At 75.1% G+C, this 23191-nt stretch carries 25 protein-coding genes; 9 read left to right on the top strand and 16 right to left on the bottom strand.

Going from position 1 to position 23191, the window contains the following annotated elements:
* Nucleotides 1-36: 36 nt before the first annotated feature.
* Together B4U46_RS32750 and B4U46_RS32745 are read right to left on the bottom strand one after the other, a co-directional pair.
* On the bottom strand, nt 37-1032 hold the full coding sequence (locus tag B4U46_RS32750) for a hypothetical protein (protein ID WP_167747616.1): 996 nt from the start codon (nt 1030-1032) through the stop codon (nt 37-39).
* A gap of 55 nt (nt 1033-1087) precedes the next feature.
* Nucleotides 1088-2695, bottom strand: coding sequence for a CocE/NonD family hydrolase (locus B4U46_RS32745; protein ID WP_079432149.1), 1608 nt, complete (start codon nt 2693-2695; stop codon nt 1088-1090).
* A 200-nt stretch (nt 2696-2895) separates the two neighbouring features.
* Here B4U46_RS32745 and B4U46_RS32740 point away from each other — a divergent pair, with 200 nt between their 5' ends.
* On the top strand, nt 2896-3612 hold the full coding sequence (locus B4U46_RS32740; RefSeq protein WP_079431212.1) for a TetR/AcrR family transcriptional regulator: 717 nt from the start codon (nt 2896-2898) through the stop codon (nt 3610-3612).
* Nucleotides 3613-3691: 79 nt separating this feature from the next.
* The gene (locus B4U46_RS32735; RefSeq protein ID WP_079431211.1) at nt 3692-4126 is read left to right on the top strand and encodes a VOC family protein; all 435 of its coding nucleotides are present in this window, start codon (nt 3692-3694) and stop codon (nt 4124-4126) included.
* A 25-nt stretch (nt 4127-4151) separates the two neighbouring features.
* Here B4U46_RS32735 and B4U46_RS32730 read toward each other — a convergent pair whose 3' ends face one another.
* Nucleotides 4152-4835 carry an alpha/beta fold hydrolase gene (locus B4U46_RS32730; protein ID WP_079431210.1) on the bottom strand — a complete coding sequence of 228 codons (684 nt, stop codon included), beginning with the start codon at nt 4833-4835 and terminating at the stop codon, nt 4152-4154.
* Nucleotides 4836-4986: 151 nt separating this feature from the next.
* On the opposite strand from B4U46_RS32730, the gene B4U46_RS32725 reads away from it, so the two are divergent.
* Nucleotides 4987-5526, top strand: coding sequence for an NUDIX hydrolase (locus B4U46_RS32725; protein ID WP_079431209.1), 540 nt, complete (start codon nt 4987-4989; stop codon nt 5524-5526).
* Here the strand turns inward: B4U46_RS32725 and B4U46_RS32720 are convergent.
* Nucleotides 5498-5923, bottom strand: a complete 426-nt coding sequence (locus B4U46_RS32720; protein ID WP_079431208.1) for a subtilase-type protease inhibitor — start codon at nt 5921-5923, stop codon at nt 5498-5500. The genes B4U46_RS32725 and B4U46_RS32720 overlap by 29 nt on opposite strands.
* Before the next feature lie 366 nt (nt 5924-6289).
* Between B4U46_RS32720 and lanKC the strand changes: the two genes are divergently transcribed.
* The 4 genes from lanKC (at nt 6290) to B4U46_RS32700 (ending at nt 12741) form a co-directional block, all read left to right on the top strand.
* Nucleotides 6290-8929 (top strand): class III lanthionine synthetase LanKC, encoded by a 2640-nt coding sequence (gene lanKC, locus B4U46_RS32715; protein ID WP_079431207.1) that lies wholly within the window; start codon nt 6290-6292, stop codon nt 8927-8929.
* Entirely contained in the window at nt 8926-9063 is a 138-nt protein-coding gene (locus tag B4U46_RS32710; RefSeq protein WP_079431206.1) for a SapB/AmfS family lanthipeptide, read from the top strand. The genes lanKC and B4U46_RS32710 overlap by 4 nt, the downstream gene beginning before the upstream one ends.
* A gap of 112 nt (nt 9064-9175) precedes the next feature.
* Nucleotides 9176-10978, top strand: a complete 1803-nt coding sequence (locus B4U46_RS32705) for an ATP-binding cassette domain-containing protein (RefSeq protein WP_079431205.1) — start codon at nt 9176-9178, stop codon at nt 10976-10978.
* Complete coding sequence (locus B4U46_RS32700; RefSeq protein WP_079431204.1) at nt 10975-12741, top strand: ATP-binding cassette domain-containing protein; 1767 nt, start codon at nt 10975-10977, stop codon at nt 12739-12741. The genes B4U46_RS32705 and B4U46_RS32700 overlap by 4 nt, the downstream gene beginning before the upstream one ends.
* Before the next feature lie 10 nt (nt 12742-12751).
* Here B4U46_RS32700 and B4U46_RS32695 read toward each other — a convergent pair whose 3' ends face one another.
* The 3 genes from B4U46_RS32695 to B4U46_RS32685 form a co-directional block, all read right to left on the bottom strand.
* Nucleotides 12752-13360 (bottom strand): response regulator transcription factor, encoded by a 609-nt coding sequence (locus B4U46_RS32695; protein ID WP_079431203.1) that lies wholly within the window; start codon nt 13358-13360, stop codon nt 12752-12754.
* A 232-nt stretch (nt 13361-13592) separates the two neighbouring features.
* Nucleotides 13593-14048, bottom strand: a complete 456-nt coding sequence (locus B4U46_RS32690; RefSeq protein ID WP_079431202.1) for a carboxymuconolactone decarboxylase family protein — start codon at nt 14046-14048, stop codon at nt 13593-13595.
* On the bottom strand, nt 14045-14710 hold the full coding sequence (locus tag B4U46_RS32685; RefSeq protein ID WP_079431201.1) for a class II aldolase/adducin family protein: 666 nt from the start codon (nt 14708-14710) through the stop codon (nt 14045-14047). The genes B4U46_RS32690 and B4U46_RS32685 overlap by 4 nt, the downstream gene beginning before the upstream one ends.
* Here B4U46_RS32685 and B4U46_RS32680 point away from each other — a divergent pair.
* Nucleotides 14709-15233 (top strand): MerR family transcriptional regulator, encoded by a 525-nt coding sequence (locus tag B4U46_RS32680; protein ID WP_237293213.1) that lies wholly within the window; start codon nt 14709-14711, stop codon nt 15231-15233. The genes B4U46_RS32685 and B4U46_RS32680 overlap by 2 nt on opposite strands.
* Nucleotides 15234-15326: 93 nt before the next feature.
* Here B4U46_RS32680 and B4U46_RS32675 read toward each other — a convergent pair whose 3' ends face one another.
* The 8 genes from B4U46_RS32675 to B4U46_RS32640 all read right to left on the bottom strand — a co-directional run bounded on the left by B4U46_RS32675 (nt 15327) and on the right by B4U46_RS32640 (nt 20303).
* Nucleotides 15327-15893, bottom strand: a complete 567-nt coding sequence (locus B4U46_RS32675; RefSeq protein WP_079431199.1) for an LppU/SCO3897 family protein — start codon at nt 15891-15893, stop codon at nt 15327-15329.
* Nucleotides 15894-16009: 116 nt separating this feature from the next.
* A complete protein-coding gene (locus B4U46_RS32670; RefSeq protein WP_079431198.1) occupies nt 16010-16657 on the bottom strand; it encodes a dihydrofolate reductase family protein in 648 nt (215 codons plus the stop codon).
* A 120-nt stretch (nt 16658-16777) separates the two neighbouring features.
* Entirely contained in the window at nt 16778-17353 is a 576-nt protein-coding gene (locus tag B4U46_RS32665) for a GNAT family N-acetyltransferase (RefSeq protein WP_079431197.1), read from the bottom strand.
* Between the two features lie 41 nt (nt 17354-17394).
* Nucleotides 17395-18738: an MFS transporter gene (locus tag B4U46_RS32660; RefSeq protein ID WP_079431196.1), complete on the bottom strand. Its 1344-nt coding sequence runs from the start codon at nt 18736-18738 to the stop codon at nt 17395-17397.
* Nucleotides 18735-19376 (bottom strand): ArsR/SmtB family transcription factor, encoded by a 642-nt coding sequence (locus tag B4U46_RS32655; RefSeq protein ID WP_079431195.1) that lies wholly within the window; start codon nt 19374-19376, stop codon nt 18735-18737. Before B4U46_RS32655 ends, B4U46_RS32660 begins: the two co-directional genes overlap by 4 nt.
* Before the next feature lie 103 nt (nt 19377-19479).
* Nucleotides 19480-19662 carry an antitoxin gene (locus B4U46_RS32650; RefSeq protein WP_079431194.1) on the bottom strand — a complete coding sequence of 61 codons (183 nt, stop codon included), beginning with the start codon at nt 19660-19662 and terminating at the stop codon, nt 19480-19482.
* Nucleotides 19663-19850: 188 nt separating this feature from the next.
* Nucleotides 19851-20012, bottom strand: coding sequence for a hydrophobic protein (locus B4U46_RS32645; protein WP_079431193.1), 162 nt, complete (start codon nt 20010-20012; stop codon nt 19851-19853).
* A gap of 69 nt (nt 20013-20081) precedes the next feature.
* A complete protein-coding gene (locus B4U46_RS32640; RefSeq protein ID WP_079431192.1) occupies nt 20082-20303 on the bottom strand; it encodes a hypothetical protein in 222 nt (73 codons plus the stop codon).
* A 242-nt stretch (nt 20304-20545) separates the two neighbouring features.
* Between B4U46_RS32640 and B4U46_RS32635 the strand changes: the two genes are divergently transcribed.
* Entirely contained in the window at nt 20546-22078 is a 1533-nt protein-coding gene (locus B4U46_RS32635) for an MFS transporter (protein WP_079431191.1), read from the top strand.
* Here the strand turns inward: B4U46_RS32635 and B4U46_RS32630 are convergent.
* The gene (locus B4U46_RS32630; protein WP_079431190.1) at nt 22056-23168 is read right to left on the bottom strand and encodes a glutamate--cysteine ligase; all 1113 of its coding nucleotides are present in this window, start codon (nt 23166-23168) and stop codon (nt 22056-22058) included. The two genes, B4U46_RS32635 and B4U46_RS32630, sit on opposite strands and share 23 nt — an antisense overlap.
* Nucleotides 23169-23191: the final 23 nt, after the last annotated feature.

Genomic DNA, 23191 nt, shown 5'->3' with positions numbered 1-23191 from the left:
CCGGCTCTGACCCGGCGGGACGTCAGCGGCCTGACGTCAGCGGCCGAGCGCTCCGCGGACCGTCAGCCCGTGGTGGCGGCCCAGGCGGCGCAGCTCCCACCAGGACAACGCCGTGACGGTGACGGGGGCGCCCAGGATGAACACCGTTCGGACGGCCGCCGGGACCTGGGGATAGGCGCCCGTGACCACGTCCACCAGCGCCATCTCCCACACCAGGACGCCGGCGAGGACCGGTGGCAGCACCTCGTGGATGTCGGCGGTGCGGAAGACGTGGACGAGCGAGAGGCCGATGCCGTACAGCGCGAAACCGACCGACCAGAGGCAGAGCACACCCATGACGATCTTCCCGGGCAGCCCTACGGTCTCGCGCAGTCCGGCAAGTTCCGGCGCCATCGCCACGGGGAAGGTGGCCATCGACGCCATGAGGGCCAGGACCGAGCCGAGCGGGCGCAGGGCCCGGCGCAGGTAGACCCCGCGCTGCGCGCCCCGCGCGGCGGCCACGAAGGCGCCGACGACCAGCGGGAAGGTGCAGACGAGGACCAGGACGCTGGACCAGCTCTGGTCGAGGCGGTCGTCCGCCGCGGCCTTGACGTCGGCGGCGCTCACGACGGCCTTGTAGGTGAGCGTGAGCCCCACCCAGGCGACCAGGCCCAGCGCGGTCCGCCACAGCTGGAGCGTACGGACCTGGGGGTCGTGGACGATCCCGGCCCGGGAGGGACGGAAGGTCCGCTGCGCGGCGTAGAAGGGGTTGCGGATCCCGCGCAGGATCTTCCTGCCGCGCGAGGGTTCGACGTGCGGCGGCACGGCCGGCGGGGGCGGCAGCAGGTGCGCGGGGTACGGGGGGTGGGGGGCCGCCTGCGGCGGGACCGGCTGCGCGTACGGGTTTCCCTGCGGCGGGACCGGCTGCGCGTACGGGTTCCCCTGCGGCGGGTACGGCGGGGGCGGGTACCCCTGCGGGCCCTGGGCGGGCCCTCCGGCCGGTGGCGGACCGCCGCCGGGGACCCCGTATCCGCCGCCGTGGTATCCGCTCATACCCTGCCCCCCGTCCCGCCCCGCCCGACCGATGGCACGCATCGTATCGACGGTTTCACCCCTGGGGGGACACCGGCCGCGGGGTGGTCAGGGCCGAGTCCGTGTGGAGCGTGACGCGCACCGGGGTGAAGGCCGTCGCGTCCACCGGGGGCGCGCCGGTGCCGGGGCTGCGGGCGTAGCGGGGGTGGGCTCCCGCGCTGATCTGCCAGCGTATGCGGTGGCCGGCGGCGAAGCGGTGGGCGGTGGAGCCCATCGGAACGGAGATCCGTGCCGCCTCCCCCGCCTCCGCGCTGACCCGGCCCAGTCCGTCGCAGACGTTGACGGAGCGCCCCTGGGGGTCCACGTCGCACAGGCGGGTGAAGACGTCGGCGTGCCCGGTGTCGGTGGAGACCGTCAGCCGTGCCCGGACCGCTCCCATGACGTCCAGCGGCTCGGCCAGGGGCGGACCGGTGAAGGTCAGGACGTCGTCGCGGACCTCCAGGGCGGTGTTGTCGCGCGGACCGGCGGTGCGGGAGAGCAGGGGACCGCCGAGGGAGGGGGTGGGGTCGGCCGGGTCGTAGCGGAAGGTGGCCAGCGGCGCGGAGTCCGTGGGGGCCCGTTCGATGAGGTGTCCGCCCGGGGCGGCGTACCAGGTGTCGTCGGTCCCGGGCGGCGGCCAGGCCGCCAGGTCCCGCCAGGGGTCTTCGCCGCCGGTGTGGACGCGCACGGGCGCGGGGCGCAGAGCGGAGGAGTCCTCGCAGAGGTGGGCGCGCAGCCAGGCGAGGCTTTCGCCGAACACCTCGGGCCATCCCCGCTGGAAGGCGGAGGTGTGGGTCCAGGGGCCGACGAGCAGGCTGGTCTCGCATCCGGCGCGCCGCAGCCGGGCGTACTGGTCGAGGGTCTGTCCGGCGAGTGCGTCGTGCCATCCGGTGATCAGGGCGGTGGGCACCCGCAGCCGGTCCGCCGCCCCGGCGAGCGAGGCGCCCCGCCAGTAGGGGTCGTCGGCGTCCGGGTGCGCCATCACCTCGTCCAGCCAGGGGACTTCACCTCCGAGGGCGCGGACGTGCCCTCCGCGCAGGGGCTGCGCCGTGGTGGCCTCGCGCAGACGGCGCTGCAGGCGCAGGGTGGCCTTGAGGAAGGGCAGGGCGCCCCGGTGCTGGTAGGTCATGCCGAGGCCGACGACGAGGGCGTTCTCCAGGTGCAGCGCGCCGTCCGTGTGGAAGAGGGCGTGGGGGTCGTGGAGGCCCACCTGCACGACCATGGCCTTCAGTTCGGGCGGCGGGTCGAGGGCGAGGGCCCACTGCACGTAGCCGAGGTAGCTGGGGCCGACGGTCCCGAGCCTTCCGTCGAACCAGGGCTGTTCCCGCAGCCAGGAGAGGGTGGCCAGGCCGTCGGCCGCCTCGTTGCGCCAGAGGTGGAACGTACCGCCCGAGCCGCCGGTTCCGCGGCAGCTCTGCACGACCACGTGGAAGCCCTGTTCGGCGAAGAGCAGCCCGTACATGGGGGACCAGGGGATGCCCCGGCCGTAGGGCGAGCGGACCAGGAGGGTGGGGAAGTCGCCCTCTCCCCGGGGGAAGTAGTGGTCGGTGATCAGGGGGGTGCCGTCGGCGGCGGGGACCTCCAGTCCCGGTTCCCAGCCGGCCGCGTGCCGTGCGGCCGGCAGTCCCCGCCAGGTGGCCCGCATCAGGCGGGAGGACAGGGGCGGCTTTCCGGCCGGCGGGGTCCAGGCGGGTCCGGTGGCGGCTGCGGGGGCGGATCCGGCGCGGGGGGTGCGTGCTGGCATGTCTCTCCTCCATCTATTCCCGTACGATGTACGAGAATAGATCATGCTTGGATGACCTGGCGACATCCGCCCCGAAGACCACCGACAGGGAGTGCGAAACCATGCCCGGCGAGGGAAAGTCCGGCGGCGCCGGCGTCGACCCGGAACGGCTCTGGCTGCGCCCGGCCGAGCCCCGCAGGGGCCGCCGGCCCTCCTTCACCCGGGAGGCGATCACGGTCGCGGCCGTAGCGGTGGCGGACGCCGAAGGGCTGGAGGCCGTCACCATGCGGCGGGTGGCCTCCGAGGTCGGCGCCGGCGTGATGTCGCTCTACAGCTACGCCCCCGACAAGGAGACGCTGGTGGAGCTGATGGTCGATCACGTCAGCGCCGAGCTGACGGTCACGGACGCGCCGGCCGGCGACTGGCGCGCCGGCCTGAAGGCCGTCGCCCGCCTCCAGCGCGCCCACATGCTGCGCCACCCCTGGCTGCCGGCGGCCCTGGCCACCAGGCGCTCCCCGGGCCCGAACACCCTGGCCTTCCTGGAGCACGTGCTCGCCGTCCTGCGGCCGAGCGGACTGGCCGGCGCCGCGAGGATGGAGGTCTTCGCCCAGCTCACGGGCTTCGTGGCCGGACACGTCGGCTACGAGATCGCGCAGGCGCGGGCCGCGGAGCCCCCGGGCCGGGCCGAGGCCGAGGCCCGTTACCTGGCCGCCGTCGCCGCCGACGGCCACCACCCGGAGCTCGCCGAAGCCCTCGCCTCCGCCGGGGCCCCCGCCACCCCGGACGAGACCTTCGCCCGGTTCCTCGACCGCCTGGTCGACGGCCTGGACAGCACCTGAGACCTGGGGCCTGACTCCGCTCAACGGGCCTGCGGATCAAATCGGTTGAACGATCTGATCCCCCTGCTACCGTGGCCCGGTGACTTCGATCAAACAGTTCCAGGTGACCTTCGACTGCGCCGACCCGGAGCGTGTCGCCCGCTTCTGGTGCGAGGTGCTGGGGTACGTCGTCCCGCCGCCGCCGAAGGGCTTCGCCGACTGGAACGAGTTCGACCGCTCGCTGCCCGCCGAACGGCAGGGCTCGGCGTTCGCCTGCGTCGACCCCTCGGGCGTGGGCCCGCGGCTGTTCTTCCAGCGCGTTCCCGAGGGCAAGGCCGTCAAGAACCGGGTCCATCTCGACGTACGGGTCGGCACGGGACTGGTCGGGGACGAGCGCGTGGCCGCGCTGGAGGCCGAATGCGCGCGGCTGGTCGCACTGGGCGCGGTCCGCGTGCAGCTGCTGCGGGCCGACGGCTTCGACGAGTCGTGCCTCACGATGCAGGACGTCGAGGGCAACGAGTTCTGCCTCGACTGAGCCCCTGCCCCGGGCCCCTGCGGTCTCAGCCCCCGCCCGGCCCGGCCAGGAGGGCGGCCAGTTCGGCGGGGCGGCTCAGCGCGACGCAGTGGCCCGCCGCGATCTCCTCCGGGACCACTCCCAGGCGTTCCCGCACCAGCCGGCGCAGGAAGCCGGGGGGAAGGAAGCGGTCCTCGGTGCACAGCACGAACCGCGTCGGCACATCCGGCCAGGCCTCCAGGGGCCACGGCTGCGCGGTCGCCGCCGGCGAGGGATGGGCCCGTTCCCTCCTCAGCGCCTCGTCGGCCAGGCCGCGGGGCACGTCGTGGTAGAAGCCGACGTAGGGGTCCGTGCTGCCGGTCAGCCCCCCGTCCCGGCCCGCCTGGGCCCGCACGGCCTCGGCGTAGCCGGTCTCGACCCACCAGCGGTCCGCCGACTCGCCCGGGGCGGGCACCATCCCGGCGACCAGGACCAGCGAGGCGACCGGGCGCCGGGCGGCGACCAGCGGGGCGGTGAACGCACCGAACGACTGGCCCACGACGACGAGTTCGCGACGGTCGCCGACCGCCCGGACGACGGCGTCGGCGTAGTCGTCGAGCGTCAGCGCGTCGTCACCGCCCGGAAGGTCCGGGGCCACCACGCGGTGCCCACGCGCCCTGAGATCGGCCGCGACCAGGTGCCAGTACCAGCCGACGTCGCCGGCCCCGTGGACCAGCACGAACGTGCTCACGCCAGGACCCGCACGGAACCCGGTCCACGCGTCTTCCAGGAGCGCGGCATACCGCCGACCCTACCGCCCGGGAACCACACCCCACAGCTCCGCCGCCCGTGTCACGGGCCCCGGCGGCCGTGGGTCATCCGATGGTCCCTACAGTGGGGCCATGGCCGACGGACGACACGAAGTGACCGTGGACAGGGGCGTCGAGGTACCGGTCCCCGCCGATGACGAGGTCTGGACGGTCGGAGCCGTCATCCTCGACTCCGAGGGCCGGGCCTTCGCCCAGAAGCGCGGTCCCGGCCGGAAGCTCTTCCCCGACAGCTGGGACATCGTCGGCGGTCACGTCGAGCCCGGCGAGACCCTCCTCGAAGCCCTGGCACGGGAGGTCGAGGAGGAGACCGGCTGGCGGCTGCGGCGGGTACGGAGCCTGTTCGGGGTCACGGCCTGGACCGGTGACGACGGGGGCGGCACGCGGCACGAGGCCGACTTCCTCGTGGAGGTCGACGGCGACCTGGGCCATCCCGCTCTGGAGTGGTCCAAGCACACCGCCTACGACTGGTTCGGGCCCGGCGACCTCCCGCGCCTGAAGGAGAACCGGGCCCCCGGCGAGTACCTCGTCCACGACCTGGTGGCGAAGGCCCTGCTCGGGCACCCGGGCCACTCCCAGGGGGTCCTCAGAACGCGAAGACCGGGTCGTCCTTGAGGGCCGCGGACATCATGCACGCGTTGGGAAAGGTGTGCTTCCAGGCGAGGCGTTCGCCGTGCCAGACGCCGTCCGCCGTGAGGGTGAGGGGGTCGTAGCGCTTCGGGCAGGCGCGGCCGGGGGCCGGGGCGGTCAGCAGGCGGCCGAAGTCGCCGCCGGCGGCGTTGACGGCGTCGCACGCGGCCCGGGGAGCGGGGTGCGTGCCGCCGGCGGTGTAGGCGCAGCTGAGGACGGCTGCCCGCAGGACGGTGCCCGAGGCGGCGTCGTTCCCCTGGGTGATGGTGAAGACCAGCGCGGACGGGCCGGAGGGGCCCGCGGGCTCGGCACGGGCCACGCCCGCGGTGCCGCCGAGGCAGAGGAGAGCGGCGGCGGAAACTGCGGCCAGGCGGTGACGCATGATCAATTTCCTTTCGAATCGCAGGCTTTGACGGCCTCGGAGCTTTCATCCAGCACCCGAGCAGGAGCGAGCCTTCCAGATACCCAGGCCGACCGCACATGGACGATCGGCTTACGGACACCCGGTCCGGATACCGGAGAGCGGACTTCCGCCCGGTGACGGCCTTGGCGGGCCGGGCCGGCGGGCCGCCCAGGCTGACCGGATCGGGGCGGTGACGGGCCCCGCGGCCGGTGGCGGCGGCTCCCGTCACGCCCCAGGCGACCCGTGCGCAACGCACGCCGGGCTGGTGACAAACACGACTGTCGCGGGCTCCCCGCGGCGTGCCACCTTTGCTCCCGTCACCGACCGAGGACCGAGGGAGCAGGTGTGAACAACGGGCACGCGGCCTTCTGCGACGCCGACCGCTGGTTCTACGACGCACCGTACCGGCGCGCCGGCGAGAGCTTCCCGGCGGCCGTCGCCCCCGTACCCGAGGGGTGGGGTGCGCACCGCAGCGGCGACTGGCTCGCCCTGCGCCCCGCCGGCCTCGAACTGCCCTCCCAGGGCTGGAAGATCCACGTATCGGCCGGCCTCGACAACGCGGAGCGCGTCCTCGACCGGGTCCACGCCTACTGCACGGAGCGGCGGATCGCCTTCAAGTTCGTGCCCAGCCGCTACCTGCTGCACCTGCGCAACGCCAAGTACGCGGACCGTGCGGCGAGCGGCAAGTTCATCACCGTCTACCCGGCCGGCACGGACGCCTGCCGGCGCATCGCCGAGGACCTGGACGCCCTGCTGGCCGGCGAACCCGGCCCGTACATCCTGAGCGACCTGCGCTGGAACGACGGCCCGGTCCACCTGCGCTACGGCAGCTTCACCCTGCGGCACTGCTACGACGAGCGCGGCGAGCTGGTCCCCGCCGTCGAGACGCCCGACGGACGCCTGGTGCCGGACGCCCGCGGCCCGGTGTTCCAGCCGCCCGCCTGGGCGGAAAAGCCCGCCTTCTTACGGCCCCACCTGGAGCGCCGCGCGGCCGTCACCCTGGAGGACGTCCCGTACTCCGTGGAGCGGGCCCTGCACTTCTCCAACGGCGGCGGGGTCTACGCGGGCCGCGACACCCGCACCGGCGAGCCGGTCGTCCTCAAGGAGGCCCGCCCCTTCGCCGGGCTCGCCGCCGACGGGGCGGACGCCGTGGCCCGGCTGCACCGGGAGCGCAGGGCACTGGAGCGCCTGGACGGGCTGGACTGCGTCCCCGCCGTCCGCGGCACCTTCACCGTCGGGGACCACCACTTCCTGGCACTGGAGTACCTGGAAGGCAAACCGCTCAACACCTACTTCGCCCGCCGCCACCCCCTGATCGAGGCCGACCCCGACCCCGCCGAGCTCGCCGCCTACACCGACTGGGCCCTGAAGATCCACGCGCGGGTGACGGAAGCCGTGGACGCCGTCCACTCCCGCGGCATCGTCTTCAACGACCTGCACCTCTTCAACATCATGGTCGCCGAGGACCCGGACACGGGTGAACCCTCCGTCGCCCTGCTGGACTTCGAGGCCGCCGCCCCCGTCGAGGAGGGCCTGCGCCAGACGGTGGCCAACCCGGCCTTCGTCGCCCCGCCCGACCGGCGCGGCTTCGCCGTCGACCGCTACGCCCTGGCCTGTCTGCGCCTCGCCCTGTTCCTGCCGCTGACGAGCCTGCTCGTCATGGACCGGGGCAAGGCCGCCCACCTGGCGGACATCGCCGCCGCGCAGTTCCCCGTGCCCCGGGACTTCCTCGACGCGGCCGTGCGGGAGATCCTCGCCGGACCGCAGGACACCGCCCCCGGCGGGACGGCACCCGCCGCCGCCCGGCCGTACCTGCCGGCCGCGCCGCAGGACTGGCCCGCCGCCCGCGCCTCCCTGACCGCGGCCCTGCACACCACCGCCACCCCGGACCGTGAGGACCGCCTCTTCCCCGGCGACCCGGCCCAGTTCGCCACCGCCGGCGGCGGGACCGCCTTCGGCCACGGAGCCGCCGGCGTCCTGTACGCCCTGGCCGAGACGGGTGACGCGCCCTGGCCCGAGGCCGAGGAATGGCTGCTCGCCCGTACCAAGGAACCGGCGTCGGGCACCCCGCTCGGCTTCTACGACGGCCTCGCCGGACTGGCCTGGACCCACCACCGGCTCGGCCACCACGACCGTGCGCTCGCCCTCGCGGAACGCCTCCTGGACGAGCCCTGGCAGTCCGCGGGCCCCGACCTGAACGGCGGCCTCGCCGGCATCGGCCTCGCCCTGGACTCCCTCGGCACGTCCACGGGCGAGAGCTCCCTGCACGAGGCGGCCCTGCGCTGCGCCGACCTCGCCCACGCCGCGGCCCCCGCGCTGGGCCGGACGGGCCTCCTCCACGGCCACAGCGGGATCGCCCTGCTGCACCTGCGCCTGTACGAACGCACCGGTGACCCCGAACTGCTCCTGCGGGCCGGCCGCTTCCTCCACCGCGACCTCGACCACTGCGTCACCAGTGCCTTCGGCACCCTCCAGGTGGACGAGGGCTGGCGCACCATGCCGTACCTCGGGGCGGGCAGCGTGGGCATCGGCATGGTCCTCGACGACCATGCGCGCCACGCCCGCGACGAGCGGTTCGAGGAGGCCCGGGCCCAGATCGTCCGGGCGGCCCAGGCGACCTTCTACGCCCAGCCCGGCCTCTTCCGCGGCGCCGCCGGAATGATCCTGCACCTGTCCCGGACCACGACCCCCGGGCCCGGCACCCGCGCCGGGGACATCGCCCGGCAGATCGAGGCCCTGGCCCGCCACGCGCTGCCGTACCGGGGCCACCTCGCCTTCCCCGGCGAGCAGATGATGCGCCTGTCCATGGACCTGTCCACCGGGACCGCCGGCGCCCTCCTCGCCCTCGGCAGCGCCGCGACCGGCGGCCGCGCGCACCTGCCCTTCCTCCCGCCGCCGCGCACCGCGGCGGCCCCAGAGCCGGTCCCCCACCGGGGGGCCGTGACCCCGCACGACACACCCTCGAAGGAAAGGAAACAGCCATGACGCTCCTCGACCTGCAGTCCATGGAGACCCCGAAGGAAGAGAACACCGAGGCCGCCCACCTCCACGGCGGCGGCAGCCGCGCCAGCCTGCTCCTGTGCGGTGACAGCAGCCTGAGCGTCACGACCTGTAACTGACCGGTCCCTTCGGGCCCGGGCGACGTCCTGTCGCCCGGGCCCGCACCACATCCCGCACCACGTGACCGGGGCACCCCGTCCGGGCCCCGGGACAGACGAGGAGCCGCTGCCGATGACCCCGCCCGACGTCCCCGGTGAGAGGGCGACGGCCGATGCCGCCGACCGGGCGCTGAAGGCGGCCGCCCGGCACAGCGCCGGCCGCACCGCCGCGGTGTCCGGCTGCTCGCTGGCCGCCGCGTGCGCGGCGCTCGCCGAACCGGCCGTGCTCGGCCACGCCCTCGACCTGCTGCTGCGCCGCGACCCCTCGGGGACCGCGTGGGCCCTGGGGTGCGCGGCGCTGACCGCCGCCGAAGTGCTGCTGGACGCGGCGACCGCGCGGCTCACCGGCAGCGTCGACGCCCGTTCCACGGCCTGGCTGCGCCGGCGCGGACTGACCGCGCTGCTGCGTACCGCACCGCACCACGCGGCCCGGCACTCCCCCGGCGAGCTCTCCGCCCGGCTCACGGCCCACGCCGCCGGCGCGGGGACCGTCCCCGCCGCCGTGGCGACGGCCGTCACGGCGCTGCTGCCGCCCCTCGGGGGTCTCGTCGCCCTGTTCCTCGTCGACGTGTGGACCGGCCTCGCCTTCCTGGCCGGGGTTCCCGTACTGGCGTTGCTGCTGCGGACCTTCGCCCGTGCGTCGGGAGCCGGCGTCGCCCGGTACCAGCGCGTGCAGCTCGCGCTCGCCGGACGGCTGGCCGAGGCCCTGGCCGGTGCCCGCACCATCGCCGCGGCCGGCACCGTGCGGCGGGAGGCGGCCCGCATCCTCGCACCGCTGCCCGAACTGGCCCGCGAGGGGCGGGAGATGTGGCGGGTCTACGGGGGCACCATGGCCCGGACCAGCGCCCTGATGCCGCTCCTGCTGTACGTGGTCCTCGGCGTGGGCGGGATGCGCCTCGCCGCCGGGGCGCTCGGTGTCGGCGGCCTGTTCGCCGCCGTCCGGTACGCCGGGCTCGCCGCCGGAGCCGGAGCCGTCACGGGCCGGCTCGCGGCGGTGGTGCGCGGCCGGGCCGCCGCACGCCGCATGGCCGCCCTCCTCGAACTGCCCGAACTCCCGCAGGGGGACCGGGAGTACACCGCGGACGGCCCCGGCACGCTGGAGCTGCGCGCGGTCCGCGTCGAGCGGGCCGGACGGACCGTCCTGAGGGACGTGGACCTGTGCCTCCCGGGCGGCACCACCACCGCGGTGGTGGGCCGGTCGGGCTCCGGCAAGAGCTTGCTGGCCGCCGTCGCCGGACGCCTCACCGCCTGCGACGGGGGCCGGGTGCTGCTCGACGGAACCCCGCTGGAGGACCTTGCCGCCGACGCGCTGCGCCGGGAGGTCGGCCACGCCTTCGCACGGCCGGCGCTGTTCGGGGAGAGCATCGGCGCGGCCATCGCCTTCGGGACCCGGCCCGAGCCCGGCCCGGACGCCGTGCGCGCGGCGGCCCGGGCAGCGGGGGCCGACGCCTTCGTACGCCGCCTGCCCGAGGGTTACGGCACCCCGCTCGCCGACGCGCCGATGTCGGGCGGGGAGCTGCAACGCCTCGGCCTGGCCCGGGCGTTCTGCGGGGCGGGCCGGGTGCTCGTACTGGACGACGCCACCTCCGGCCTGGACACCGTCACCGCCCGCGAGGTGGAGCACGCCCTGGCCCACGGGGTACGGGCCCGGACCCGCCTCGTGGTGACCCACCGCGCCGCCACGGCCGCCCGCGCCGACCTCGTCGTCTGGCTGGAGAACGGCACGGTCCGCGCGACGGGGACCCACGCGCTGCTGTGGCGCGAGCCCGGCTACCGCTCGCTGTTCGGCTGGGACGGGGACCCCGTCGCCGGGCCGGAGGCCGGCGACGGACCGCACCCCGGCGCCGGGCCGGCCGCCGGCGGGGCGGGCCGGTGAGCGGGGACGGCACCGGCTCCTGGCGGCGGGTCGGCGGCGAGGGGCGGCGCTTCCTGCGCGGCCGGCTGCGGACGCTGCGCACCCTCGCCCTGTGGTCACTGCTGGAGTCCGCCCACACCTTCCTCGGCGGGTACGCGGTGGCCCGCGCCCTCGACGACGGCTTCCTCGCCGCCCGCCCCGCGACCGGCCTCGCGTGGCTGGCGGTGGCCGGGGCCGGCGCCCTCCTCGGCGGGCTCGCCCTGCGGGGGGTGTTCGGCGGGCTCGCGGACCTGGTGGAACCCCTGCGCGACGGTCTGGTGCGCCGGGCCGTGCGCCAGGCCCTGGAGCGGGCGGTCGCCGATCCGGCGCGGGCCGGCCGGGACGGGGCGGTGTCGCGGCTGGCGCAGCAGACCGAGATGGCCCGGGACTCCTTCGCGGGGCTGGTGCTCGTCGCCCGGTCCTTCGTCTTCACCGCGGCCGGCGCCCTGGCCGGGCTGGCGGCGCTGGCACCCGTCCTGCTGCTGTTCGTCCTGCCGCCGCTGCTGCTGGGGACGGCCGGCTTCCTGCTCACCCTCCGTCCCGTGGCCCGGGTGCAGCGCAAGGCGCTCGACACCGACGAGGCACTGGCCGCGCGGACCGGTGAACTGGCGGCGGGCCTGCGCGATGTGGTCGCCTGCGGGGGCGGTGCGCGGGCCGGGGCCGGGCTGCGGGAGCTGATCGCCGGACAGGAACGGCTGACGCACCTGCTCGCCCGGTGGACCGCCCTGCGCACCCTGGCGCTGGGCGTGGCGGGCCGGCTGCCCGTCGTCGCGCTGCTCCTGGGCGCGCCCTGGCTGCTCGGCCACGGGCTGAGCGCGGGCGCGCTGGCCGCCGCGCTCACCTACCTGGTGCAGTCGCTGCTCCCGGCGCTCGACGCGCTCATGGGGGCCCTCGGCTCCTCGGGCACCAGGCTCGTGGTGGTCCTGGACCGGTTCTGTCTCCCGCAGCCGTCACCGGCCGCCGGGACACCGGAACCGGAACCCGGTGCGGCCGGTGCGGCTTCCCCGCTGCGGGCCGGCGGGGGGCGCGCGGCCGAGCTGCGCCGGGTGCGCTTCGCGTACGGCGCCCACGCCCAGCCGGTGCTCGACGGCCTCGACCTGGACTTGTCCGAGGGGGAGCACCTGGCCGTCGTGGGTCCGAGCGGCATCGGCAAGTCCACGCTCATGGCGCTGCTGGCCGGCCTCCTGCCGCCCGGCGGCGGGAGCGTGCTGCTGGCCGGCGCCCCGGCCCGCCGCCCGGGCCCCGCCCGGGGCCCCGATCCACGGCGGACCCTGCTGCCGCAGCAGGCGTACGTGTTCACCGGCTCCGTCCGCGAGAACCTGACCCACCTGTGCCCCGGGCCGGTACCCGGGGCGCGGCTGGAGCAGGCCGTGGCGGCCCTCGGGGCGGACGGCCTCGTGGAGCGGCTGGGCGGGCCGGACGCGCCGGTCGATCCGGCGGCGCTCTCCCAGGGCGAGCGGCAGCAGCTGGCCCTGGCGGCCGCCTACCTCTCCCCGGCTCCGCTGCTGCTGCTGGACGAGGCCACCTGCCACCTCGACCCGGCGGCCGAGGAACGCGCCGAGCGGGCCCTCGCCGGCCGGCCCGGCACGCTGGTCGTGGTGGCCCACCGCATCTCCTCCGCGGCGCGGGCCGACCGGGTCCTCGTACTCGACGGAAGCCGTGCGGTCGTCGGCACGCACGCGGACCTCCCGGCCAGGTCGGCCCTGTACCGGGAACTGGTGGGGGTGTGGGACGCCCGGGTGTGAGGGGCCGGGCTCAGACCCAGCCGGCCCTCCGGGATATCCGGATGGCATCGATCCGGTTGCGGGCGCCGGTCTTGCGGGTCACGGCGGCCATGTAGTTGCGTACGGTGCCGCTGGCCAGGTGCAGTGCGTGCGCGATCTCCGCGACGGAGTCGCCTTCCGCGGCCCGGGCCAGCACGCTCAGCTCGCGCGGGCTGAGCGGCATGGGGTCGGCCTCCAGCAGGGCCGAGGCCAGGGAGGGGTCGACGAACCGCTCTCCGGCGGCGACCTTGCGGACGGCCCGCATGAGCCGCCCGGGCGAGCCGTCCTTGTCCACGTAGCCGCGGGCCTCGGCCTGGACCCCGCGCCGGAGCGAGCCGGGCGCCCCCGAGGTGGCGAGCACCAGCAGCGGTGCGCCCGGCTCGGCGAGCGGGCGGGCGGTGCCTCCCGCGAGCCCCAGCGTGGCCGAGGCCCCCGGACAGTCGAGGTCGACGAGGGTCACGTCCGGCCGTAAGGACTCCGCCTCGCGCGTGGCGGACCGCCAGCCGGCGGAGGTCACGTCGAACCCGCCCTCGGATCTGAGCAGGGCGGCGAGCGCCGACCTCACGAGGCTGACGCTGTGCAGGACGAGGACCTTGGTCATCGGGGGCTCTCCTAGCCTGGTGATCGCTGGGCACCAAGCGGGTGCCCAGCAACCAGGCGGTCGGAACGTGCCCGTCCGCGGCGCCCGGGCGCGCGTGGCCGAAGCCCGGCGCCCGGCCGGACCCCGGCGCGGGCCGCCGCACCCGCGCCACGCTCCGCAGGTACGGCCCCGGCACCGGTGGGAAGACGCCGGCCCCGTGAAGCGGTAGGGCTGATTCCGGGCGCCTTCGGGCTCAGCGCGGGGCCGGGCCGCCGTCCCGAGGCTCCGGCCGCCGCCGTTCGCCGTCGCCCTCGGGCGGCAGGAGTCCGGCGACGATCTCGGTGCCGAGTGCGTAGGCCGGGACGCCCGCGGTGATGAGCGCCGTCTCGGCGACGCCGACCAGATCGGCGATCCCCGCTCCCGCGTGGAGCGCGCCCCGGGCGTGGATCCGGGCGGGTTCGGCCCGGCCGAGGGCCAGCAACTGCCCGAAGTGGACGAGCTGTTGGACCCGTGCGCCCAGCGGACTGTCCGTCAGCACGATGTGGCGCAGCGCCGCGAGCGCCTCCTCGGTCGGCAGCCGGCCGGACTCCTGGGCCAGCCTGAGCCGCTCCTGCACGCCGCCGGGGACGGTTCCGAGGGTGGAGCGGTACCGGTCGCGCACGGCCTCGGTGCGGGCGGCGACGGAGGAGGGGGAGGCGGCGTCGGTCATCGTGCGGCCTTCGCGATCGCGTCGCGCACGGCTTCCTGGGCGCCGGGCGGGAAGTCCACGGCCCCGCCGATGGCGGCGGCGGCGATCTCGGCTTCGGCGCTCTCCTCGATCGCCACCACCAGGTGGGCGGTGGCCTCGGGATCGGGGCCGAACACCAGGAGGCCGTGGTTGGCCAGCAGGACCGCGGAGGTGGTGGGGCGCTGCCGCAGCACCTCGGCGATGCCGCGCACCGAGACGTCCGATCCGCGCGGCCCCCAGGGGACGACGGGGACGTCCTCGGCCTGTCCGAAGCGCAGCATCGGCTCGGTGCGGCAGGGCAGCGGCCGGTGGGCCAGGGCGAAGGCGGTCGCGGAGGGCGAGTGGGTGTGGATGACCGTGCCGACTCCGGGCCGGGCCCGGTAGACGGCGGTGTGCATGGCGATGATCTCGGCGCTGACCGACTTGAGCTCGCCTTCGAGGACCTGCCCGTCGAAGCCGACGGTCGCGAGCTGTTCGGCCCGCAGGCCCCGGACGTGCCCGGGCGTCAGGAGCAGGCGCTCTCCGTCGAGCCGGGCGCTCAGGTTGGCGTGCCCGGAGTGGGACATCACCCCGGCCGCGAAGAGCTGCTCCGTGGCCGCCACCAGCCGGCCGGCCCGCTCGTTGCGTACGTACGCGTCACTCATGACGGATCTCCCCTGCGCTGTCGACGGCGGCTCGTCCGCCGCCGTCCTCGTGCCGACCACTCTTCAACTTGAACTAAGGTTCAAGTCAAGCCGCCTGACCGGGGAGGGCGGGGAACAGGAGGAGTGGAACGTGCGCATGACGATCGGCCGGCTCTCCGAACTCACCGGGGTGCCCGCCTCGGCCATCCGGTACTGGGAGCGGCACGGCCTGCTGCCCGCGCCCGAGCGCCAGAGCGGGCAGCGGCGCTATCCCCCGGAGGCCGCCGAGCGGATCACGGTGCTGCGCAAGTGCCAGCAGGCCGGGCTGACCCTGGTCGAGATCGCGGAGTTCCAGCGGGAGCAGTCGCACAGGGAGGCGATGATCCGGGCGAAGATCGGCGAGATCGAGCAGCGCATGGTCGACCTCGAGCACGCGCACCAGCTGCTGACCCACGCCCTCAGGTGCGGGGAGGAGGACATCGTCAGGTGTCCGAAGTTCCGCGAGCAGATGGCCGCCTGGCGGACCGGGGACCCGGCGCCCTGACCGGCGGGACCGCGGACGGCGCCGGCCGGACGGTCCCCGCCGCGGTGTCGGCGGCGGGGACCGTGCTCCCGGTCTGCCGGATCCGGCGGCCGGTTACTTCTTGATCTGGTTCAGGCAGAGCACGAACTGCTTGCCCGAGCTGCGCCGGGAGCCCCTGGTCTGCTCGTAGTAGCCCAGGTCCGACTTGCCCTCGCAGCGGTTGGTGTCCAGCGTCCCGGAGATCACCTCGACCACCTTGTAGGCGGCGCCGGTGCTCCCGCAGTCCACCACCTGGAGGTCCAGGCTCGCCGCCGTGGTCCCGTTGTTCTTCAGGCAGTCGCCGGCCTTGGCGTGGTCGGCGTCGTCCTGGCTCAGGAAGTAGCCCACCGCGGCCGCGATGAGGACGACCACGATGCCGATGCCCTTGAGGATCTTCATGACGCCGATGCCGCCGCTGCGGGCGGGCGGGGCGGGCGGCGCGGACCACTGCTGCGGCGCCGGATGCCCGGGCATCCCCGGCTGGTTCGGGTACATCTGCTGCTGCGGCGCCCCGGCGTACGGCGGCTGGGCCTGCTGCGGCGGGTACGCGTACCCGGGCTGGGGCGGGTACCCCTGCGGCTGCTGTGCGTACGGGCCGGGCTGGCCGTAGGGGCCGGGGCCCTGCTGCGGCGGATAGGTCATACGGGATTCCCTCGATGATCGGACTTTACGTCGTTTTGACGTGGGCACGCTATAACACCCGGTCACCATCGCCTGAATCCGGCCGCTCCGGCGCGATCCGTCCGCCGGCGCGGGTGTCAGTGCCGCCCGTTCCCGGCGCCGCGGTCGGGGGCGGTCATGTCCCCGGTGGCGGGCGTGCCGTCGGCGAGCCCGTACCGCAGGAAGACGGTCCCCTTGGCGCTGGCCTGCGGGGGCTGGAGGAGCGTGAGGCTGGTGGGTACCTCGCCGCCGTCGAACACCTTCTTCCCGACGCCGAGCACGACCGGGTGCAGCCAGAGGTCGAGCCGGTCGAAGAGCTTCTCGCGCAGGAGGGTCTGCACGAGGTTCAGGCTCCCCACCACCTTCACGTGCTCGTGCCGTTCGCGGATCTCACGCACCGCGTCCACGAGGTCCGGGCCGAGCAGCGAGGACCCGGCCCAGGAGAGGTCGGGCCGGCCGCGCGAGGCCACGTACTTGGGGACGCTGTTGAAGAGCGAGGCGAAATCGCCGTCCTGGCCGCCCTTCTGGTGCGGCCAGTACGCGGCGAAGATCTCGTAGGTCCGACGGCCGAGCAGGAGGGCGTCCGTCCCCTCGTACGCGGCCGCGATCTGCGCCCCGACGGCCTCGTCGATCAGGGGCGCCTGCCAGCCGCCGAACGGGAACCCCACCGGGTCCTCGTCGGGACCGCCGGGCGCCTGCCCGACCAGGTCGAGGGTCGCGAACATCTCGATGTCGATGAGTCCCATGGCTTGCTCCCTGTGCGTCGGTCTTCTCCGTCAAGAGATAGACCGACGGCAGCCCGCGAACTCATCGCCGCGCCGGACGCGGCCCCACCCCGGCGGCGGCGAGCCGTACGGGGACGGTGCTCACGCGCGGGGACCGTCAGCCGCCGCCACCGGTGCGGCACCGGGCTCGTCGTCCCAGTCGGGAACCGTCGTCGTGCCCGACAGCCAGTCGCGGCGCAGGATCGCGTATCCGACGGCGTCGCGCACGCCGCCGTCGGGGGCCGGCCAGGCGTCGCGGTGGTGCGCCTCCTTCACGTAGCCGTTGCGCAGCAGGACGCGGCGCATGGCCGCGTTGTCCTGTCGCGTGTTGGCCTCGATCCGCCGGACGTCGGGGAACTCGTCGAACACGTAGGCCGTGAGCCAGGCCACGGCTGCGGTGCCCAGGCCCCGTCCCCGGTGTCCGGCGCGGATCCGCAGGTCGAACAGCGGCGTGGGGTCGCGCAGGTCCATCAGCCGGATGAGTCCTGCCCGTTCACCGTCCCGGGTGATCCAGAAGGCACGGTGGTCCTCGCCGTCGTAGCCGCCCTCCTCGATCCACTGCCGGGCCTGCGCCGGTTCCACGACGGCCGCGCCGTGGAAGGGCCAGGTGTCGCCGGAAAGGAACTCGACCAGCTGCTCGGCCTGGGCGGGTTCGTAGCGGTCGAAGGTGATCTCCACGGCCGCACTCTAGGGTCGGGGACGCCGGGCCCGGAAACGGTTTACCGGTGGGTGAGGGCCCCGCTCGGGTCGCCGGACGGTGCCTCCTGGGCGGCGGCGGGAGCGGGCCGGCCGGCGCCGCGGGTCCACAGGAGGGCTCCGGCCAGGAGCGCGGCGCCTCCCAGGAGCCAGGGCAGCGGCCCCGCCGACAGGTGTCCGACGATCAGACCGGCCAGGGCTCCGGCCAGTTGCAGTGCGAGGGACTGGACGGACAGTGCGGTTGCCCTGCCCCGGTCGGTGACGCGGCGGTGCAGGACCTCGTTCTGGCTCGGGCCCGCCGCCCCGAGCCCGAGGTAGACCAGGCCGTAGCCGGTGGCCGCGAGGACCATGGCGACCGCTCCGGTGGCCGCCGAGGTGGCGCCGAGCAGGAGCACGCCGCTCGCGCCGGTGCCGAGGCCCAGCATGACGGCGCGCTCGCCGCTCCCCGCGAGCCGGGCGGCCAGCGGTGCGAGGTGGCTGCCGAGGGCCGCGCAGAGGAATCCGGCGCAGGCCAGGGCGGCGAAGAGCACGGCCCCCGACTCCGCCGCCCCCGTGAGGCCGGCGGCACGGCGGGGGGTGAGCAGTTCGATCGCGGCCACGGCGCCGCCGGCGGCCCCCGCGCTGAGGAACACCCGGCGGACCAGCGCGTCGCGCCCCCCCAGGCGCAGCCCGCCCGCGACGGTGGCCGGGACGTCCCGCAGGACGTGGCGCAGGGTGGCCTTCGGGCGGGGCGGTTCGGGCAGCGACGTCACGACGTACGACACGAAGGCGGCCTCGACGGCCGCGCCCAGCAGCAGCGGCAGGCACAGGGGCACCACCAGCCCGGCGGTGGCTCCGGCGAGCCCGGCCCCGAGGCCGGGTACGAGTCCGGTCAGCCACGGGAGGGCGCCGCCGAGCAGTGTCCCGGCGGCGAGCGCGGCGGAGGTCGCGGACGAGCCTCGGGCCAGCCCGGTGCGCAGGTCGGCGCCGGGGCCGGAGTGCGCCCGGACGGTGTCGACGTACCAGGCTTCGGCCGGCCCGCTGGACAGGGCGCGGCCCGTGCCCAGGAGGGCCATGCCCAGCACGAGCAGCCAGGGCGCGGTGCCCAGCGCCACGAGGGTCAGGGCGGCCAGGTTCAGCAGGCCGGCGGTGGCCAGGACGGCGCGGCGTCCCAGCACGTCGGACAGGCCCCCGGTGGGCAGTTCCAGGGCGGCGGCGGTGAGCGAGTGGACGGCGAAGAAGCCCGCGATGGCCGCCATGGGTATGCCGCGTTCGGTGAACAGCAGGATGAGCGGGGCGATGGTGAGGCCCAGCGGGAGCCAGAAGAGCGCGCAGATCGTGACGTAGCGGCGCAGTGCGGCGGCCGGGGCGAGCGCAGGCCTGGTCACGGGGCGCCGGCGGCGTCGGGCCGGGCGGTGGCCGGCTGCGTGTCGGCCGCGGGGGTGTGCGCCGCCAGGGGCAGTCCGGCGGTCAGCAGGACGACCTGCGCCGCGCGCGGGTCCGCCGCGTCGCGGGCGGTCAGTTCGTCGAGCTTGTGGTGGAGCGCGTCCCAGAGTTCGCCGAGCGACTCGGGGGTCAGACGGGGCAGCAGGTCGCTGATCCCGGCCGCCCCGGCCCACTCCTCCCCCAGCCGCCCGGCGGCCATGTCGGCCTCGTGCCGGGCGAGGGAGGTCTCCAGGTGCTCGATCTGGACCCGGCGCGACAGCCCGACGTAGGCGCGGCTGTCCGCCGTGGCCGCCATCTCCCCGCCGCTCCAGGAGGTCGCCGCGTGCGCCGCACGCCAGCGGCGCTCCCTGCCGTCGCGGTGCTCGGCCTCGGCGACGAAGGCGTACTTCGCCAGGACGCGGAGGTGGTAGCTGGTGGCGGCGGACGACTCCCCGGTCCTGACCGCGAGTTCACTGGCGGTGGCAGGGCCGTCTTGCCGGAGCAGGCCGAGGAGTCTGATGCGCAGGGGGTGGGTGAGGGCCTTCAGGGCCGCGGCGTCGTGCTCGGGATCGAGGACGCGCCGCTGTTCATCGCTGACCATGACGGCAGGCTAGGGCCCGCGAAGGCTTTCCAAAAGTATTTTTGCAGAATTTCTTTGGGAGTTGGCGGAGGGGACGGACCCTCGGCCCTCGACTGGTCAGGGGTCAGGACTGCTGCGGCCGGTCGCGGTCGATGAACTCGTTGGCCTTCTCCTGGCCCATGTCGACCTTGTCGGTGTATTTGCCGCCCGTGCGCTCGTCAATCATGTCGCCCCCGCGTTCCACGGCTTCCTTGGCCTTGTCCGGGTGCTGGCCGAGCATTCCCTTGAGCTTGTCGACGATCGACATGGTGTCCTCCTTCGGACGTGGACGCGTACGTCCCCTCCCAGCGTCCCCCTCCTTCCGGCGGACCGCATCCGCGCCCCGGATCACGTCCGGGGAACACGGACACGGCGCAGGCGGAGACGGCGGCGGGCCCGCACCCGTGGGGTGCGGGCCCGCCGAGCCGATGCGTCCGCCTGGCGGACCGGCCGCGGCTACCAGCGGTACCAACGGCCGCTGCCGGCCCGCGGACGGGCGACGAACCCGAGGAGCCAGATCACCAGTACGGCGAGCGCGACCCACCAGAGGACCTTCAACGCGAAACCGGCACCGAACAGGATCAGGGCGAGCAGGAGAACGAGGAGCAGGGGAACCATGACTATCACCTCCGGGCACTCGCATGCCCCCGGAACCGCCGCGCATGCACGGCCCCGCCGCGGGCCGCGTCACCACTCGGGGTGGACCTCGTGGCTGTCGTAGCGTTCGCCCGAGGCCGTCAGCCAGGGGCGGAAGCGGCCGGGGCCGCTGCGTTCGCCGGTGTAGCGGACCGCCTCACCGGTCTCGTCCGTGACGACCACCGCCCCGGCCTTCTGGGCGCTGCGCAGGGCGTGGGTCCAGTGCCGGCCGCGGTGGCCGGTGCGGTAGTCGGGGATCTTGCACTGGGACATCGGTGTCACCGCCTCGTCGGGCTCGTCGGTCCCGGCGCCCGGGCCGCCGCGGGGTCCGGGCGCCGTGGCGCGGGCTGGACAGACGCTTCTACCCGCAAGGGACCGGTTCGAACGTCGTACGGGGCCGGTCCACCGGTCCGGGGGACGGAACGGTTCGGCGGCGGCCGCGCGGGGCACACGCGGAGTCTCGGCACCGTGACGGTGGGGTCACGGCCGGCCGTGCGGACTGCGGGGAGGTTGCCATGGCGGTGGGACCGGTGGGCGTGCCACCAGGGGCCGGTACCGTCCGGAGCACGGTGCCGCAGCGGCTGGACCGGCTGCCCTGGAGCGGCTTCCACTGGCGGGTGGTGATCGCCCTGGGCATCACCTGGGTGCTGGACGGGATCGAGATCACCATCGCCGGTTCGATCGCCGACCGGCTCAGGGACCAGCACACGCTCGGGCTCTCCTCCTCCCAGGTGGGGCTGACGGCCAGCATCTACCTGTTCGGGGAGGTCGTCGGAGCGCTCGTCTTCGGCCGGCTCGCCGACCGGCTCGGCCGGCGCAGGCTGTTCATCGTCACCCTCGGGATCTACCTGCTGGGCAACGCGCTGACGGCCCTGTCCCCCGCTTTCGCCTTCTTCGCCGTCACCCGCTTCATCGCCGGCACGGGCATCGGCGGCGAGTACGCGGCGCTGAACTCGGCCATCGACGAGCTGATCCCCAGCCGCCACCGCGGCCACGCCGACCTGGCCGTCAACGCCACCTACTGGCTCGGCGCGATGATCGGCGCGGCTTCCAACCTGCTCTTCCTCAACCCCGGCCTGTTCGCGCTCGACACCGGCTGGCGCATCGGCCTGCTCGTCGGGCCCGCGATCGGCGTGGCGATCTGGGGGCTGCGGCGCAACCTGCCCGAAAGCCCCCGCTGGCTGCTCACCCACGGCAGGCCCGAGGAGGCCGAGCAGGTCGTCGCCGGGATCGAGCGGGCGGTCGAACGCACGGGGGTCCGTCTGGAGCCCGTTGCCGACAGCCTGGCGGTGGAGTACCGGCAACGTCCGCCGGTCGGCTACCGCGAGCTCGCCCGGATCCTGTTCCGCGACTACCGGCGCCGCTCGGTCCTCGGGTTCATGCTCATGGTGACCCAGTCGTTCCTCTACAACGCGATCTTCTTCACCTACGCGCTGATCCTCGCCGAGTTCTACGGCATCCGGGACGGCGCGGTCGCCTACTTCATCTTCCCCTTCGCCGTGGGAAACCTGGTCGGGCCGCTGGTGCTGGGCCGGTACTTCGACTCCCTGGGGCGGCGCAGGATGATCGGCACGACCTACTGCCTCTCCGGCGCCCTGCTCCTGGTCACCGGCTGGCTGTTCGCCGCAGGGCTGCTGAGCGCGCTCACCCAGACCCTCCTGTGGTGCGTGATCTTCTTCATCGCGTCCGCGGCGGCCTCCTCCGCGTACCTGACGGTCAGCGAGATCTTCCCGGTGGAGATGCGGGCCCAGGCCATCTCCTTCTTCTTCGCCCTGTCCATGCTGTTCGGCGGTGTCGTGGCCCCCTGGCTGTTCGCCACCCTCATCGGCGCCGGCCACGACCCCTGGCGGGTGTGCGCCGGATACGCGGCCGGCGGCGTGCTGATGGTCCTCGGCGGGCTGACCGCGTTCCGCTGGGGGGTCGACGCCGAACGGCGCCCGCTGGAGGAGGTGGCCGTCCCGCTGTCCGCGAGCGTCCGCGCCGCGGGCGGATCCGCCGCGCCCGCCCCGGCCCACGGGGTACGGCCTACCCGGCGGACGCGGTGGTGAGGCGGGTGCACTCGGCGACCACGGCGCGCAGGTCGCCGGTGGTGCGCAGGAGGCGGCGCTGGAGGCGGGCACCGTTGCCGCGTCCGAGGAGGCGGGCAAGGCCCTCGCGGACGCGTTCCAGGTCGCCGGTGTCCTCGAGCGCGTCCCGTACGTGCTCCACCAGCAGGTCGAGGACCGCCTGGGGCGGGGCGGGGCTCATGCTGCGCGGGTCGAGCAGCGGGCCGTCCAGGCCCGACCTGGCCGCCCGCCAGGAGGCGAGCCGCAGCAGGCCGACGCCGATGCGGGGCGGGGGCCGTCCGGCGTCCCAGTCGCGGGCGGCGGTCTCCACCAGGGCGCGGGCCAGGGCGGCGAGGAGGACCGGGGTTTCGGGTTCGAGGCAGACGTCGGCGACGCGGATCTCGACCGTGGGGTAGCCGGCGGAGAGGCGGGCGTCGAAGTAGATCATGCCGTCGTCGCGCAGGACGCCGGTGGCGATCATGTCGCGCACCTGCTGGTGGTAGCGCTCCGCACTGCCGAACGCCTCGGTCGGGCCGGCGGACGGCAGGCGGTTCCACACCCGGCTGCGGTAGCTGCCGTACGCACTGTCCTGGCCCTGCCAGAACGGCGAGTTGGCGCTGAGGGCGGTCAGCACCGGCAGCCACGGCCGGATGCGGTCGAGGACGGCCACGCCCTCCTCGTCCGAGGCGATGGAGACGTGGACGTGGCAGCCGCAGGTGAGCTGTTCCTGGGCGGTCAGCCCGAACTGGCGGGTCAGCCAGCGGTACCGCTCGCCGGGCATCGTGGACGGCCGCACCGGCAGCGGGGAGGTGGCCAGGGCGGCGAGGGCCCCGCCGGCGTCGGCGGCGTGCCGGGCCGCCTCGGCGCGCCAGCGGACGATCTCCTCGGCCAGTTCCCCCATCCGCAGGACGGGGCGGGTGGCGAACTCCACCTGCTCGCACTTGAGCTCCGGCTCCAGCGCCCCCTCCTCCGGCCGGTGCGTGCCGTTGCCCTCGCGGGAGGCGGCCGACATCACCGCGGCCGACAGGGCGATCGGTTCCCCCGTCCCGGGATCGACCAGCAGCAGTTCCTCCTCCACGCCTACGCTGCGCATGCCCGTCACGTTCCTTTCGCCGG

This window comes from Streptomyces katrae (assembly GCF_002028425.1).
Lineage (GTDB): Bacteria > Actinomycetota > Actinomycetes > Streptomycetales > Streptomycetaceae > Streptomyces > Streptomyces katrae_A.
The sequence above is the reverse complement of the archived record's forward strand: the minus strand, read 5'-3'. Positions and strand labels throughout refer to the sequence as shown.

Excerpts from the sequence above, each read along its gene's own strand:
- B4U46_RS32750 (WP_167747616.1), bottom strand. The coding sequence starts at position 1,032 with ATGAGCGGATACCACGGCGGCGGATACGGGGTCCCCGGCGGCGGTCCG.
- B4U46_RS32745 (WP_079432149.1), bottom strand. The coding sequence starts at position 2,695 with ATGCGGGCCACCTGGCGGGGACTGCCGGCCGCACGGCACGCGGCCGGC.
- B4U46_RS32740 (WP_079431212.1), top strand. The coding sequence starts at position 2,896 with ATGCCCGGCGAGGGAAAGTCCGGCGGCGCCGGCGTCGACCCGGAACGG.
- B4U46_RS32725 (WP_079431209.1), top strand. The coding sequence starts at position 4,987 with ATGGCCGACGGACGACACGAAGTGACCGTGGACAGGGGCGTCGAGGTA.
- B4U46_RS32720 (WP_079431208.1), bottom strand. The coding sequence starts at position 5,923 with ATGCGTCACCGCCTGGCCGCAGTTTCCGCCGCCGCTCTCCTCTGCCTC.
- B4U46_RS32710 (WP_079431206.1), top strand. The coding sequence starts at position 8,926 with ATGACGCTCCTCGACCTGCAGTCCATGGAGACCCCGAAGGAAGAGAAC.
- B4U46_RS32705 (WP_079431205.1), top strand. The coding sequence starts at position 9,176 with ATGACCCCGCCCGACGTCCCCGGTGAGAGGGCGACGGCCGATGCCGCC.
- B4U46_RS32695 (WP_079431203.1), bottom strand. The coding sequence starts at position 13,360 with ATGACCAAGGTCCTCGTCCTGCACAGCGTCAGCCTCGTGAGGTCGGCG.
- B4U46_RS32690 (WP_079431202.1), bottom strand. The coding sequence starts at position 14,048 with ATGACCGACGCCGCCTCCCCCTCCTCCGTCGCCGCCCGCACCGAGGCC.
- B4U46_RS32680 (WP_237293213.1), top strand. The coding sequence starts at position 14,709 with ATGACGGATCTCCCCTGCGCTGTCGACGGCGGCTCGTCCGCCGCCGTC.
- B4U46_RS32685 (WP_079431201.1), bottom strand. The coding sequence starts at position 14,710 with ATGAGTGACGCGTACGTACGCAACGAGCGGGCCGGCCGGCTGGTGGCG.
- B4U46_RS32675 (WP_079431199.1), bottom strand. The coding sequence starts at position 15,893 with ATGACCTATCCGCCGCAGCAGGGCCCCGGCCCCTACGGCCAGCCCGGC.
- B4U46_RS32670 (WP_079431198.1), bottom strand. The coding sequence starts at position 16,657 with ATGGGACTCATCGACATCGAGATGTTCGCGACCCTCGACCTGGTCGGG.
- B4U46_RS32655 (WP_079431195.1), bottom strand. The coding sequence starts at position 19,376 with ATGGTCAGCGATGAACAGCGGCGCGTCCTCGATCCCGAGCACGACGCC.
- B4U46_RS32650 (WP_079431194.1), bottom strand. The coding sequence starts at position 19,662 with ATGTCGATCGTCGACAAGCTCAAGGGAATGCTCGGCCAGCACCCGGAC.
- B4U46_RS32645 (WP_079431193.1), bottom strand. The coding sequence starts at position 20,012 with ATGGTTCCCCTGCTCCTCGTTCTCCTGCTCGCCCTGATCCTGTTCGGT.
- B4U46_RS32640 (WP_079431192.1), bottom strand. The coding sequence starts at position 20,303 with ATGTCCCAGTGCAAGATCCCCGACTACCGCACCGGCCACCGCGGCCGG.
- B4U46_RS32635 (WP_079431191.1), top strand. The coding sequence starts at position 20,546 with ATGGCGGTGGGACCGGTGGGCGTGCCACCAGGGGCCGGTACCGTCCGG.
- B4U46_RS32630 (WP_079431190.1), bottom strand. The coding sequence starts at position 23,168 with ATGCGCAGCGTAGGCGTGGAGGAGGAACTGCTGCTGGTCGATCCCGGG.